Below are 13343 nucleotides of genomic sequence, written 5' to 3'. Positions count from 1 at the left end.
ATTTCCCCACAGCACCTGAACCAACTGAGTGAAGGAGCGTTAACCGAAAACCGTCTGCACCGAGAATACCGCGAGAAACCCTAGGGATGAATGTCGGATGATCCGGCGGCCGGCGCCTTGGTGCCGTTGCTGCCCCAGTTGCGGAGCATCTCGACGGCGTCAAGTCCCGTGGTGTCCTTCAACAGCTGGAAAGTCTGCTGCAGGCCGCCGCTGACGTTCTTGCTGAGCTGGCTCGCACCGTCGGTGGAGATCACTGTCATGTTGTCGATCGATGACATGGGCGCAGCAATCTCGCGTGCCACGAGCGGCAGCATCTCCATGACCTTGTTCAGGACAGCAGCTTCGTTGAACTGCTCGTAGGCGCGGGCCTGAGCCTCGATACCCTGCGCTTCTGCAATGCCCTTCTGACGGACGACGTCCGCTTCCGCCTCGCCGCGGACCTTGATGATCTCTGCCTCCGCCGAACCGTTGGCACGGGTGACTGCGGCCGCAGCGTTACCCCGCGCCGTATTTGCGGCGGCCTCTGCCTCCGCGGCAACCCTGTCGCCCTCGGCCGTCAGCCGGCGCTTGGACAGCAGGACTTCCGCCTCGACCTGGTCGGCCTCCGACTGGCGCTTGCGCTGCTCGAGTTTGGCGGCCGCTTCCTGCTCCACGCGGTACTTGTCTGCGTCCGCAGGCTTGCGGATCTCGATATCCAGCTCGCGTTCGCGCAGCTCTGCCTGGCGGGAGGTCACCTGCTGCTCCTTGAGCAGGATCGCCTCCTTCTGCTCTGCTGCGGCAAGGGGGCCGGCGGCATCTGCCTGCGCCTGGCGCGCGTCCGCAACTTCCTTGAGCTCCGCACGCCGGATGGCGAGGCGCTGCTCGGCGAGCGCAACCTGCTCGTCGGCAACAGCTTTGGCCTGCGCGGCTTCCTGAGCCGCATTGGCTTCGGCGATCTTCGCGAGCTTCTCCGCGAGAGCGGCCTCAGGGCGGCCCAGGTTCCGCAGGTAGTCGGAGCTGTCTGCCACGGACTGGATCTGGAAGGTGTCGATCACCAGGCCCTGGTTGTGCATGGAGTGCTCGGCTTCTTCCTTGACGCTCTTTGCGAAGGAAGCCCTGTCCTTGATGATGGAGTCGACGCTCAACGTGCCGACGATCGAACGCAGCGAACCGGAGAGGGTCTCCTGCGTGTAGTGGTCAATCTGGTCCTGCTGGTTCAGGAAGCGCTGGGCTGCGCGACGTACGGCTTCTTCATCCCCACCGACCTTGATCTGTGCCACGCCGGTCAGATGCAGTGCGATGCCGTTCTTCGAGATGCCCTCAATCTGCAGGGTGACCTGGCGCGACGCCAGCGAAATCGAGAACGCACGCTGGCTGAATGGGTTGATGAACGTCCGTCCGAACACCACCCGCTGACTTTCCTGGCTGCCCTTGCCGGTGATGATGAGCGCTTCCGCCGGGCTTGCGATTCGCAAAGCCATCCGAGCGATAACCGCGGCGATCAACGCCAGAACAAGTACGACGCCGGCAATCACCCCGAGCGTGATCAACAGACCAATATCCACGACTTCCCCCATATATAAGACGTATCCGAACGCGCGATGTGAGCACGCCACATCGGACGCTACACCAAAGAACCGCCCCTGCCATCAGCAATTCGGATTATCCACAGCACAAAGTGCTACGCGTCGTCGTCGTCGTTTCTGGAAGTAGAGGCCGGTTCACGGAAGGGAACCGTGGACGGGACAGTCGCGGCGCCGCGTACGGGACCCGATGTCCGCTGACGAAGCGGGTCGCGGCGCAGGTCCACGTAGAGCGAGACGCAGAGCCCGATGATGATGAGAACGAAGGGCGTTGCCGCGAGAATAGTGAACGTTTGCAGGGCCTGAAGGCCGCCGACGAACAGCAGCACCGCGGCCACCGCACCGGTGAGCACCGCCCACAGGATGACCAGCGGCTTCCACGGCTCGGCTCGCCCGTAGCTGGAGAGGGTTCCGAGAACCAGCGCACCGGCGTCGGCTCCGCTGATGAAGAAGACCGCCGTGAGCACCATGACAACCAGCGCAGCTCCGATGAAGAACGGATACTCCTGCAGTGCGGTGAAGAAGCCTGCCGCCTCGTTTCCGCTGCCCGCGATGTCCACTCCGCCGAGCTGCAGGTTCAGGCCGGCGCCACCGAAGACAGAGAACCACACCACACTGACGGCGGTGGGAACGAGCAGGACGCCAAGGACAAACTCGCGCACTGTCCGCCCGCGGGAGATTTTCGCGATGAAGGTGCCCACGAAAGGGGTCCAGGAGATCCACCAGGCCCAGTAGAAGATGGTCCAGCTGGAGAGCCATTCAGTGCCGCCGAAGACCGCCGAATGGAAGCTCATCGGCACGAGATTTGAAAGATAGGCCCCGATGGATGCCGGTATCAGGTCAAGGATGAAGACGGTTGGGCCCACCACAAAGACAAAGAGCAGAAGCACTGCGGCGAGCACCATGTTGGTGTTGCTCAGCCACTTGATTCCTTTGGAGATACCGCTGGCAGCGGAGATGACGACGCCGACCGTGAGGACGCAGATGATCAGGATCGGGAGGCTCGCCCCGGGGTCATCAGAGAACTCTCCCGTGGTCAAAAGGGAAAGACCGGCAGCGATCTGCAGGGCTCCGAGGCCGAGGGAGGTCGCTGAACCGAACTTGGTGCAGATGATCGCGAGGATGTCGATGGGCTTGCCCCAGCCCTTCTTCTCGATGCGCTCCTTGCCGAAGATCGACTGAAACGGGGAACTCATGAGGTTGCCGCGGCCCATGCGGTACGTGGAGTACGCCAGCGCCAGTCCCACGACGGAATAGATCGCCCAGGGATGGAGGCCCCAGTGGAAGAACGTGTAGGCCATGGCCTGGTTGGCGGCCTCCGGCGTTCCCGCTGCCGCGTCCACGAAGGGCGGCGGAGAAGCGAGGTGGGTCACCGGTTCATAGACCCCGAAGAACATGAGCCCGATTCCCATGCCGGCACTGAACATCATTGCCACCCAGGAAATGGTCGAGTACTCCGTCCCCTCGCCTTCCTGGGACAACGGAATGCTTCCGTACTTTCCGAAGGCCAGGACAAGGGAAAACACAACAAACCCGGTGGCGCCGAGGATGAACAACCAGCCGAAGTTTCCGGTGATCCAGCCCAGCGCGGCGCCGGTGGAGTCGCTGACCGCCGTGGTGAACAGGACGCCCAGCACGCAGACCACCACGATGATGCTGAAGGAGATCGCGAAGACGGTCTTGTCAACGGTGGCCCAGCCTCTGGCCGGGGCGGCGCTGTTGGTCCCGCCGATTCTTTCCTCCAGGGAATCCTCGGACGAATCCGTAGCCATGCGATCTCCTCAGTCGTGGAATGCAGAAACCGACGCTAAGTATACTTACCGAATGGTTGAGGAAGCGAAGAATTATCCCACGGACGGTCACTTCTACACGGGCGAGGGAGACACCGGTTTCACGGACTTCGGCGGGCACGGCAACTGCTCCAAGAATGACAGCCGCGTTGTTGCCCACGCGGATTGTGATGAGGCAAATGCAGCGGTGAGCGTGGCGATTGCCGCCGGGGGTCTCCCTACGGACGTTTCCGCCACCCTGGTGAGTGTGCAGAACGACCTCTTCGACGTGGCCACTGACCTCGCGGCTCCCCTGAACGCCGGGAAGCAGCCTCAGGCCCGCATGGTTCCCGGCCATGTTGAACGGCTGGAGCGCGCCATTGACCACTTCGCCGAGGAGGCCGGTGACCTCAGCGGCATGGTTCTTCCGGGCGGAACGCTGTCCGGGGCGCTGCTGTACCAGGCGCGTGGCATTGTCCGCCGTGCGGAGCGGGCCGTCTGGGCCGCCGTCCAGGAATATCCCGGTGTGGTGAATCCGGTCAACGGCCGGTATCTCAACCGGCTGTCCGCGTTGCTTTTTGTGCTGGCGCGGAACGCCAACCTGGAGCACGGCGACATCACCTGGGTTCCTGAGGCGTCGGTGCGTGTGCCGGCAGAGGAAGAGGCACCCGCAGCCGAGTAAGTCCGGCGCCGCTCGTGCGCCGCTGATCTCCCGTGCGCCGCGTCTTACGTGGCGTCGTCGGGTGAAGCCTCCTCCAGCATCCAGCCGGTCACCGCATCAATGTCCTTGCCGAAATCACGCGTGTACTGCCAGGCCCGCTGCCGCTCGTCCTGCAGGTGCTGCCGCAGCCCCGCCTGCGTGGAGCGAAGCGACGGCACCCGGTCGATCACGTCCATCGCAAGCTGGTACCGGTCAATCTGGTTCAGCATCGCCATGTCGAAGGGCGTGGTGGTGGTCCCCTCCTCCTTGTAACCGCGCACATGGATGTTGTCGTGATTGGTGCGCCGATACGTGAGCCGGTGGATCAGCCACGGGTAGCCGTGGTAGGCGAAGATGACGGGACGGTCCAGCGTGAAGAGAGTGTCGAAATCCCGAGCGGGTAACCCATGTGGATGCCCGGACTCGTCCTGAAGGCGCATCAGGTCCACCACGTTCACCACCCGCACTTTCAGTGCCGGCAGCGCGTCCTTCAGCAGCCGTGCGGCCGCCACCACCTCTACCGTCGGCACATCTCCTGCACACCCCAGTACGACGTCGGGATCCTCCCCGCCGCGCGGATCCTCGCTTCCGGCGAAGTCCCAGACCCCGATACCCCGCTCGACGTGCAGGCGCGCCTCCTCCGGGCCAAGCCAGGTCATGGTGGGCTGCTTGCCCGTAACGATCACGTTTACCCTGTCCCGCGTCTGGAGGCAGTGCTCGGTGACGGCCAGCATGGTGTTGGCGTCCGGCGGAAGGTAGACACGGATGACGTCCGCTTTCTTGTTGACCACATGATCAATGAACCCGGGATCCTGGTGCGAGAACCCGTTGTGGTCCTGCTGCCAGACGTGGCTGGACAACATGTAGTTCAGCGACGCGATCGGCTGCCGCCACGGCAGGTCCTGATGCACCTTCAACCATTTTGCATGCTGGTTGAACATCGAGTCGACAATGTGCACAAACGCTTCGTAGCAGTTGAACACCCCGTGCCGCCCGGTCAGGAGGTAGCCCTCGAGCCAGCCCTGGCACAGGTGCTCGCTGAGGACCTCAAGAACGCGGCCGGACCGCGCCAGGTGCTCGTCGACGTCGTCAATCCGTTGCTGCCATGCCTTGTCGGTGACCTCGTAGACGTCCTGCAGACGGTTCGAGGCCGTTTCATCCGGCCCGAAAAGCCGGAAGTTTTCGGGATTCAACTGGATGATGTCCCGCAGATAGCCGCCGGCGGTGAGCATGGGGCTCACCTTTTCCAGGCCCGGTTTATCGACGACGACGGCGTGGTCCCCGTAGGCAGGCAGCTTGAGGTCCTGCAGTAGCCTGCCGCCGTTGGCGTACGGCGTGGCGCTCATGCGCAGGTCCCCCGGAGGTGCCTGAGCGGCTACCTCATTCCTCAGCGTCCCGTCCTCCGCGAAAAGCTCCTCGGGGCGGTAGGAGCGCATCCATTCCTCGAGCTGGTGAAGGTGCGCGTCGTCGTCGTGAACTCCTGACAACGGAACTTGATGCGCCCGCCAGGTGCCCTCGACCTGCTTGCCGTCCACAGTGGCCGGTCCTGTCCAGCCCTTCGGCGAGCGCAGCACAATCATGGGCCACGGCGCGTAGTCTGCTCCGGTGCGCGGCTCCTGACGTGCCGAAGCCTGCACTTCCCTGATCCCCGCCAGGCAGGTATCGAGCGCCGCGGCAAAATCCTGGTGCGCCTGCTCGGTCGCGTGGGGATCGGTAACGGTGACGAAGTGCGGCTTGTAGCCATAGCCGCGCATCAACTGCTCCAGCTGGGCCTCCGGCATCCGGGACAACACCGTCGGGTTCGCGATCTTGTAGCCGTTCAGGTGCAGGATCGGCAGCACCGCGCCGTCGTGCTTCGCGTCAAGGAAACTGTTTGAGTGCCAGCTGGCCGCCAACGGTCCGGTCTCTGCCTCGCCGTCGCCAATGACGCAGGCTGCAATCAGGTCCGGGTTGTCGAAGACCGCGCCGTAAGCGTGCGCCAGCGAATAACCCAATTCGCCGCCCTCATTGATGGATCCCGGCGTTTCGGGAGCGGCGTGGGATGGGATGCCGCCGGGATAGCTGAACTGTTTGAAGAGCTCCTTCAGGCCCGCCTCATCCCGGCCGACGTGGCTGTAGGTTTCCGTGTAGGTACCCTCGAGCCAGGCGTTGGCAACGTTCGCAGGGCCGCCGTGCCCCGGCCCGGTGATGAAGAGCATCTCCTGCCCGTGGTCGCTGATCACGCGGTTCAGGTGCGCGTAGATGAAGTTGAGGCCGGGCGTGGTTCCCCAATGGCCAAGCAGGCGCTCCTTCACGTCCTCACGGCGCAGCGGCCGGCGCAGGAGCGGGTTGTCCCGCAGGTAGATCTGACCGACGGACAGGTAATTGGCGGCCCGCCACCAGGCGTCCAGCTCATCAATCTGCATAGTTCCTCCTTGATTCAGCGCATCAGATTTCGACGACGACGTCGGACGGCTTTTTGTCCGGCCGCCACCCCCGCCAGACCGGATGGCGCAGCTTGCCGGTGGACGTGCGTTCACTGAACTGCACCTCTCCGACCAGTGCCGGCCGGACCCAGCGTGCGTCTGATGCGTCAGGGGCCGGAACGTCATCGAGCGGTGCAGTCTTGCGTCCCATTTTCTTGAGCCGCGACCCGATCTCCGCCAGCTCACGTTCGGTCAGGCCCGAACCCACCCGGCCGATGTACTTCAGGTCAACGCCGTCGGGAATCGCCACGAGCAGTGAACCGACCTTGTGGGCGCGGCTGCCCTTGCCCGGCCGCCAACCGACCACAACCACTTCCTGGGTCAACGAGTGCTTGATTTTCACCCACGATTCCGAGCGCCGGCCGGGCGAATAGGTGCTGTTGACCCGTTTCGCCATGATCCCTTCGAGGCCAAGCTGCTTGCTCGCGTCGATCGCCTCATCGAGAGTCGCGTCGAGGGCGGGCGGCACCTGGATGTGACCGTCGCCCGGCGCGTCCACCGCCTGCTCAAGTACTTCCCGGCGCTGGGTGTAGCCGAGGTCCAGCAGCGAGTTGCCGTCGAGATGCAGCAGGTCAAACAGCAGGAAATGAACAGGCGTCCGCCTCCGCGCCGCATCGATGTCGGACTTCTTGGTCAGGTTCATGCGCCCCTGCAGCAAGCCGAAGTCCGGGCGGCCGGCTTTGTTGATGACGACAATCTCACCGTCGAGCACCGCTTGCTCCGCGTTGACGTAGCTGCCGAGATCGGCCAGTTCCGGGTACGCCTTGGTCAGGTCGTTGCCGTTGCGGCTCAGCAGGCGGGTTCCCTCCGGCGTCACCGTAGCGACAGCGCGGATACCGTCCCACTTCATCTCGAATGCCCAGTCCTCCTCGGAGCGCAGCAGTCCTGGCGAACCACTGGTGGCGAGCATTGGTTTGAGCGTGGGCAACTCCTCGGTGGGCCGGACCGTAAAGGCGGGAGGCGATGGCTGCCCGGGCTGCTCCTTCATCAGATGGATGAGCCAGTTCTTCTCGGCTGAGTCAGTCGAGCCGCCCGTGTGAATGAGTGCGAACCGCCGGACCGCATTGCCGCCCTTGGCCAGTCCGCCGTCCTCCCGGCCCTGCAGCGTGCAGATGACCTCTTTGCCGGGCCGCCACTTCTCAGCCTCGTACGTGCCAGAATCCCAAATATAGACCTCACCGGCCCCGTACTCGCCCTTGGGGATAGTGCCCTCGAAGGAGCCGTAATCCAGCGGATGGTCTTCGGTCTGGACGGCGAGGTGATTCTCGCCCGTGGACGTCGGCGGTCCCTTCGGAATCGCCCAGGAAACCAGGACGCCGTCGCGTTCCAGCCGGAAATCGTAGTGCAGCCGACGCGCGTGATGTTCCTGGATCACAAAACTGTTGCCGCCCGGCTCCCCTACCGCATCCGGGACGGGTTCCGGTGTCTTCGAAGCGTCCCGCATCGAACGGTACGTGTGCAGCCGGTCCGGGCCGCCGTCGTCGTTGTGCTGGAGGTTTGAGGACATGGGCTCCAAGCCGGCCTGCCCGCGATCCATGTCCGCGAGCAGATCGCCGTGCTCACGAATGCGCTCGATCACCTGCTCGAAGTCGAGGTGCGCCAGGTCCGGATCGTCGAGTTCCTCCCAGGTGCGCGGCGCGGCGACCATGGGGTGGGCCTTCCCGCGGAGCGAGTACGGCGTGATGGTGGTCTTGTTGCGGTTGTTCTGGCTCCAGTCCAGGAGCACCTTCCCGCCGCGCAGCGACTTCTTCATATCGCTGACCACCAGATCCGGGTGGTCAGCCTCGAGGATACGAGCCAGTTCCTTCGCGACCGCGGAGACCTGGTCCGAGGTCTGTTCCCGATTCAGCGCCGCATACAGGTGGATTCCCTTCGAGCCGCTGGTCACCGGACGCGGATCGAGGCCCATGTCGTTCAGGATCTCCCGGGCGAGCCGCGCCACCTCGGCGCATTCGGGAAGGGAAGCACCCGGCCCCGGATCCAGGTCCAGAACCATCCGGTCCGGGTTGTTCAACTCACCCTCATGCCCGAACTGCCACTGCGGAACGTGGATCTCAAGGGCGGAGATCTGTCCCAGCCAAGTCAGGGTGGCAAGGTTGTTGAGCATCGGATAGACGTTGGTGTGGTCGCTGTGCTCGATCCCGTGGCGCTCAATCCACGACGGCGCCGACTTGTCGAGGTTCTTCTGGAAGAACACCTCGCCCGGCTTCTCCTCGGTACCGACGCCGTTGACCCACCGTTTGCGGGTGACGGGACGATTGCGGGCATGCGGTATGAGGCAGTCGGCGACGGCCGCGTAATAAGCCAGCACGTCCGCCTTCGTGGTTCCGGTTTCCGGATACATCACGCGGTCCAGGCTGGTGAGTTTCAGGCGGCGCCCATCGACGGTAACCGTCTGCTGCGCGCTGCCTGGAGCCATTTGCCCAGTCTTGTAGGGAAGCGCCGATTACGCCAGTGGCTCAGCCGCCCAGCTGGTCCTCATACCGCGCCACGTACTGATCCCACAGCGCCGGGTCCTGCCCCAGGGAGCGTTCATTCAGGTAGTCGTCCAGGCCCATGAGCGTCAAGTGCCAACCGGCAGCCGAGCGGGCGATGTCCTGACCCTCCGCCAGGGTGTTGGTGAGCGTGAGGAGGCTGCCGCCGTCGTCGTCGTCCTCGATTTCCCAGCGAAGAACTTCCTCGTCCCAGGTGTAGGCGAGCAACCGCGGCTTTTCAGCCTCCAGGACTGTGCCCTCCATCGGCCTCTGGCCGGGGAACGTGAAGGTGACCACCGCACCGGGACGCGGCAGGACATCCAGCTGGCAGGGGAACCAGTACTTGAGCTTCTCAGGGTCGACCAAATGCTTCCACAACACCCGGGCCGGCGCGTTGAAGCGCATCTCGAACCACAGGGCAGGTTCTCCATCGGCGAGCGTTTTGGTAACCATCGGTTCGGAGTTCACCTAAGCAATCGTAGACCGGCACGGGCAACACTGGTTCACTAGGAACATGAGAGCCATCTGGAAGGGTGCAGTAGCGTTTGGGCTGGTCAACGTGCCGGTCAAGGTTTACAGCGCCACCGAGGACCACGACATCAGCCTTCACCAGGTTCATGACAAGGACGGCGGCCGCATTCGTTACCAGCGGCGCTGTGAAATCTGCGGCGAGATCGTCGAGTACAAAAACATTGACAAGGCGTACGACGACGGCGAGCGCACCGTTGTGCTCACGAGCGAAGACCTCGCCTCGCTCCCGGTGGAAAAGAGCCGCGAGATCGAGGTGGTCGAGTTTGTTCCCAGCGACCAGATCGATCCGATCATGCTCGACCGCGCCTATTACCTGGAGCCGGATTCAAAGTCCACCAAGGCGTATGTGCTGCTCCGGCGCACGCTGGAGGAAACGGACCGGACGGCGATCGTGCAATTCTCGCTGCGGCAGAAGTCGCGGCTGGCGGCACTGCGGGTGCGCGGGGACGTCCTGATGATCCAAACGCTCCTGTGGCAGGACGAGGTGCGTGAGGCTACGTTCCCCTCGCTCGATGAGAAGGTGCGCATTTCGGCCAAGGAGAAGGAGATGTCCGCGGCCCTTGTCGAGTCTTTCTCCTCGGATTTTGATCCCGAGAACTTCAAGGACGACTACCAGGAGCAGCTGCGCACACTCATCGAGGCGAAACTCGAGAAGGGCGAGGCCCTCGATACAGATGAGACCTTCGGGGAAACCGGAGAAGAAGAGGGAGGAAACGTCCTCGACCTCATGGAAGCGCTCCGTCGGAGTGTGGAAAAGAATCGTGAGAAGAAGGGCTCCGCGGGGGCCAAGAAACCCGCAAAGTCGGCATCGAAGAAAGGCGCGTAATGGGATTCATCAGGAATGACTTCGGACAGCAGACAATAGCCAAGCGCCCCAATGCACCCATTGTGGGATGGGCGCTGCTGGGCATCGCATCGATGATGGCGCTCGACGAGAAGAACCGGGAGGCGCTGGCGGATGCGAGCAAGGCATGCCTGATGGTGTGGGCAGCGCTGGAGTTGGCGGAGGGTGACAGCGGCTTCCGCCGGACCATGGGCACGCTGACCCTGGGCTGGCTGGCCCGCCGCAGCTGAGCAATGAGTTCACAGGACACGCCCCTTATGAGCACTCTTTCAGGGCGTGTCCTGCCAGCTCAACTCGTCTTTTCCCGTTCGCGCTCCACGAGTTTGCGGTCCCGGACCAGGCGGAGGGCGGTAACCAGCAGGATTCCGCCGATGACGTTGAACACAACGGTGTAGCCGAACCAGCCCAGCCAGTCCAGGTAGCTGATGTCGGCGCCCGCGAGGATCGCGCCGAAGATGAGCAGCGAATCCAGGATGGAGTGGAATAACTGCAGGCCGGAGAGCACAAACCCGCCAACGACGGCGGCCATCAGCTTTCCGCTCATCTCCTCCGTGCCGTGCTGCATGCGCGTCATCAGCGTGATTGTGCTTCCGCCGAGCAACGCAAGGCAGATGGATTCCCAGCTGAACCCGGCGTCGACGTAGTGCTCGGCGGACGTGGTGACCGTCCCGGCCCACTGCGGGAAGGCGTTCATGGCAATCAGCATGAAGATCCAGCCGCCTGCAAGGTTCGCCACCAGGGTGCCGCCCCAGAGCCGGCCGAGCTGCGCAAGGCTCGCCTGCTTGGCGGTCACCGCTGCGATGGGAACCAGGAATCCCTCAGTGAAGAGTTCGCTCTTGGCCAGCAGTAGCGCAATGAGTCCCGCGCTGAAGGCCAATCCCGCGAGCAGGTGGTTGTCGGTTTCATGAAGCACCGCCAGATAGGCGATCACGCCGATCCCTATTTCGAAGCCTCCGAAGAGCCCGGTGATGAGTACGTCGGGGAAGGTGCGGTTCAGGCGCTGTGCGCCTTCATCCACTGTGCGGTCGAACGATTCCTCGATCTCTTCCTCGACCGGGCCCGCATTGTCGCCGAGTTCCCGCCGTCGGGCTTCGTCATCGTTCTTGTGATCGTTCTTGTGATCGTTCAAGCGACTCGCCTATTCCGTTGTAGTACCCGTCAATGCGCAGGACACACCCTTTTTGGGGCCCCTTTCGGGGTGTGTCCTGCCAACTCGATGCTAGGGAGCTGGGTAGGGAGATGCCTTGAGGGACTTCGCCAGGTGGACAGCGTTCACGGACATGGAGGAAATTGTGGAAGCAACCGGATCAGGTACCTGGTCCAGGTCCTTGAAGTCCACGGTCTGCATTGCTTCCCCGACCCAGTAGACACCGCCCTGCGCCGCGACGGTGAAGCCGATGTCGTTCAGGCCCTGGTGCATCTCGGCAGTGACATGGTGGGCGCCGTCCTCGTTTCCCACCACCGCGGTCAGAGCGACCTTGTTGTACATGATGGGCCGGCCGTCATCATCAGTCGAGGAGAGATCGGCGTCCAGCCGTTCGAACACCCGCTGTCCCAGGCTGCTCATGTGCCCTACCCAGATAGGTGCGCACAGGAGGAAGATGTCCGCATCGAGGATCTGCTGGCGGAGCTGCGGCCATTCATCCCCGTTTCCCATGTCGATCTGCACGCCTGGAGCAACGTTGTGGTCAACTACCCGGGCCGACGACGTCGTTACCCCCTGCTCCTTGAGCTTGCCAAGGATGTGGTCGGCCATCACATCGGTGCTCGAGGCATCGGGCGAAGGGGTGAGAGTACAGATCAGTGCAAATGCTTTGAGGTCGTCCATGAAGATTCCTTTCGTTGAGTTGGCAGGACACGCCCCTTATCAACGGGGTATCGGGGCTGTCCTGCCAAATCGATGTGCTTACTGGCGGTAGCCCTCTACCTGGTCGATCGGCCGGGCCTCCGCTTCCTGCGGGCTTTCCCCTGCGTCTTCCTTCGCCCGCCGCTGACGGAGCAGGTCCCAGCACTGGTCGAGCTGTTCCTCGACCCGCCGCAGGCTGCTGCGTCGATCTTCGCCAGGAGCATCGTCACCCGAGGGTGAACCCCGCAGCTCGTGTTCCTTGTCGACCAGCGCCTGGATCCGCGCCAGAATGTCCTCATCGTCCATTGCCAAACTCCTTCGCTGACATCGAGAAGTGGAATAGCCTCAAATAGTCAGGCTACTTAGTGTCCGCCCGAATATCTACCGCACCCCCGCGTTTGCATCATCCGTCTGCCAATGACCTAAACTGACTGGGAACTATTTGCCTGTGTAGCTCAGTCTGGTAGAGCATCCGCTTCACACGCGGAAGGCCCGGGGATCGAGGCCCCGCGCAGGCACCGTTCATAGCCCGTCCCGCAGCATGCGGGGCGGGCTTTTTTGTGTTCCGAATAGTTCGTTCAGAGCGAACATAAACCGTTAGCACTCTCCTCCTGCGAGTGCTAATCTACTTGCAGGTTGAGCGAACCAGACTCAACCCGAAGAAAGACTACTGACTCACAGGGAGTGAACCATCATGGCAATGAAATTCGACCCATTCCGTGAACTGGACCGCGTGGCCGGCGCACTTCTGGATCCCCGCCAGGGTCTGCGGCTGATGCCGATGGATCTGTACCGCGAGGGTGACCACTACATCCTGAGCGCTGACCTCCCGGGCATTGATCCGGGATCTGTTGACATTGACGTCGACGGCCAGCTGTTGACCATCCGCGCCGAGCGCACCCTGCGGAACGCAGAGGGAGTCAAGTGGCTGACCCGCGAGCGTGAAAGCGGATCCTTCCTTCGGCAACTGAACCTCGGGCAGGGTATTGACATTGATGCCATCTCGGCACGCTATGAAAACGGCGTGCTCAGCGTGACCATCCCGGTCAGCGAGCGCGCAAGGCCCCGCAAGATCGAGGTCGTTTCCGGCGAAGACGCCCAGCCGGTGCAGACGGACAGGGCTGTGGAAGCCTAGATCGTCAGCGGAGCTAC

12 protein-coding genes and 1 tRNA gene are annotated in these 13343 nt (G+C 63.1%); 5 read left to right on the top strand and 8 right to left on the bottom strand.

Going from position 1 to position 13343, the window contains the following annotated elements; genetic code table 11:
- Nucleotides 1-80: 80 nt before the first annotated feature.
- Nucleotides 81-1556: a flotillin family protein gene (locus tag ABFX19_RS06040; protein WP_277358111.1), complete on the bottom strand. Its 1476-nt coding sequence runs from the start codon at nt 1554-1556 to the stop codon at nt 81-83.
- 104 nt (nt 1557-1660) lie between these two features.
- Entirely contained in the window at nt 1661-3334 is a 1674-nt protein-coding gene (locus tag ABFX19_RS06035; protein ID WP_277358110.1) for a BCCT family transporter, read from the bottom strand.
- A gap of 52 nt (nt 3335-3386) precedes the next feature.
- Here ABFX19_RS06035 and ABFX19_RS06030 point away from each other — a divergent pair, with 52 nt between their 5' ends.
- On the top strand, nt 3387-4013 hold the full coding sequence (locus ABFX19_RS06030) for a cob(I)yrinic acid a,c-diamide adenosyltransferase (RefSeq protein ID WP_346027801.1): 627 nt from the start codon (nt 3387-3389) through the stop codon (nt 4011-4013).
- Between the two features lie 44 nt (nt 4014-4057).
- Here the strand turns inward: ABFX19_RS06030 and ABFX19_RS06025 are convergent, their stop codons facing one another.
- The 3 genes from ABFX19_RS06025 to ABFX19_RS06015 are packed head-to-tail and all read right to left on the bottom strand — an operon-like array spanning nt 4058 to nt 9438.
- Nucleotides 4058-6454 (bottom strand): phosphoketolase family protein, encoded by a 2397-nt coding sequence (locus tag ABFX19_RS06025; protein WP_277358118.1) that lies wholly within the window; start codon nt 6452-6454, stop codon nt 4058-4060.
- A gap of 4 nt (nt 6455-6458) precedes the next feature.
- The gene (locus ABFX19_RS06020) at nt 6459-8915 is read right to left on the bottom strand and encodes an ATP-dependent DNA ligase (RefSeq protein WP_346027800.1); all 2457 of its coding nucleotides are present in this window, start codon (nt 8913-8915) and stop codon (nt 6459-6461) included.
- 40 nt (nt 8916-8955) lie between these two features.
- Nucleotides 8956-9438 (bottom strand): SRPBCC domain-containing protein, encoded by a 483-nt coding sequence (locus ABFX19_RS06015; RefSeq protein ID WP_056545693.1) that lies wholly within the window; start codon nt 9436-9438, stop codon nt 8956-8958.
- A 46-nt stretch (nt 9439-9484) separates the two neighbouring features.
- On the opposite strand from ABFX19_RS06015, the gene ku reads away from it, so the two are divergent.
- Both ku and ABFX19_RS06005 read left to right on the top strand, forming a co-directional pair.
- Nucleotides 9485-10327 carry a non-homologous end joining protein Ku gene (gene ku, locus ABFX19_RS06010; RefSeq protein WP_277358107.1) on the top strand — a complete coding sequence of 281 codons (843 nt, stop codon included), beginning with the start codon at nt 9485-9487 and terminating at the stop codon, nt 10325-10327.
- A complete protein-coding gene (locus ABFX19_RS06005; protein WP_346027799.1) occupies nt 10327-10575 on the top strand; it encodes a hypothetical protein in 249 nt (82 codons plus the stop codon). Before ku ends, ABFX19_RS06005 begins: the two co-directional genes overlap by 1 nt.
- A gap of 59 nt (nt 10576-10634) precedes the next feature.
- Here the strand turns inward: ABFX19_RS06005 and ABFX19_RS06000 are convergent, their stop codons facing one another.
- From ABFX19_RS06000 to ABFX19_RS05990, 3 genes are all read right to left on the bottom strand, one after another.
- Nucleotides 10635-11474, bottom strand: a complete 840-nt coding sequence (locus ABFX19_RS06000) for a formate/nitrite transporter family protein (RefSeq protein WP_277358106.1) — start codon at nt 11472-11474, stop codon at nt 10635-10637.
- A 90-nt stretch (nt 11475-11564) separates the two neighbouring features.
- On the bottom strand, nt 11565-12173 hold the full coding sequence (locus ABFX19_RS05995) for a flavodoxin family protein (RefSeq protein WP_277358105.1): 609 nt from the start codon (nt 12171-12173) through the stop codon (nt 11565-11567).
- 78 nt (nt 12174-12251) lie between these two features.
- Nucleotides 12252-12497 carry a DUF2630 family protein gene (locus ABFX19_RS05990; RefSeq protein ID WP_277358104.1) on the bottom strand — a complete coding sequence of 82 codons (246 nt, stop codon included), beginning with the start codon at nt 12495-12497 and terminating at the stop codon, nt 12252-12254.
- Between the two features lie 138 nt (nt 12498-12635).
- Between ABFX19_RS05990 and ABFX19_RS05985 the strand changes: the two genes are divergently transcribed.
- Both ABFX19_RS05985 and ABFX19_RS05980 read left to right on the top strand, forming a co-directional pair.
- Nucleotides 12636-12709 (top strand) — tRNA-Val (locus ABFX19_RS05985).
- Nucleotides 12710-12885: 176 nt separating this feature from the next.
- Nucleotides 12886-13326: an Hsp20/alpha crystallin family protein gene (locus tag ABFX19_RS05980; protein WP_277358103.1), complete on the top strand. Its 441-nt coding sequence runs from the start codon at nt 12886-12888 to the stop codon at nt 13324-13326.
- Nucleotides 13327-13343 lie beyond the last annotated feature (17 nt).

Origin of the sequence: Arthrobacter parietis (assembly GCF_039530425.1) — a bacterium.
In the GTDB taxonomy this organism is placed as follows: Bacteria; Actinomycetota; Actinomycetes; order Actinomycetales; family Micrococcaceae; genus Arthrobacter_D; species Arthrobacter_D parietis.
Note: the sequence above shows the minus strand (reverse complement) of the source record. Positions and strands in the feature narration are given on the sequence as shown.

Bases quoted from the DNA above. Each gene is read 5' to 3' on its own strand.
- ABFX19_RS06040 (WP_277358111.1), bottom strand. From the start codon at position 1,556: ATGGGGGAAGTCGTGGATATTGGTCTGTTGATCACGCTCGGGGTGATT.
- ABFX19_RS06035 (WP_277358110.1), bottom strand. From the start codon at position 3,334: ATGGCTACGGATTCGTCCGAGGATTCCCTGGAGGAAAGAATCGGCGGG.
- ABFX19_RS06030 (WP_346027801.1), top strand. From the start codon at position 3,387: ATGGTTGAGGAAGCGAAGAATTATCCCACGGACGGTCACTTCTACACG.
- ABFX19_RS06020 (WP_346027800.1), bottom strand. From the start codon at position 8,915: ATGGCTCCAGGCAGCGCGCAGCAGACGGTTACCGTCGATGGGCGCCGC.
- ku (WP_277358107.1), top strand. From the start codon at position 9,485: ATGAGAGCCATCTGGAAGGGTGCAGTAGCGTTTGGGCTGGTCAACGTG.
- ABFX19_RS06005 (WP_346027799.1), top strand. From the start codon at position 10,327: ATGGGATTCATCAGGAATGACTTCGGACAGCAGACAATAGCCAAGCGC.
- ABFX19_RS05995 (WP_277358105.1), bottom strand. From the start codon at position 12,173: ATGGACGACCTCAAAGCATTTGCACTGATCTGTACTCTCACCCCTTCG.
- ABFX19_RS05990 (WP_277358104.1), bottom strand. From the start codon at position 12,497: ATGGACGATGAGGACATTCTGGCGCGGATCCAGGCGCTGGTCGACAAG.
- ABFX19_RS05980 (WP_277358103.1), top strand. From the start codon at position 12,886: ATGGCAATGAAATTCGACCCATTCCGTGAACTGGACCGCGTGGCCGGC.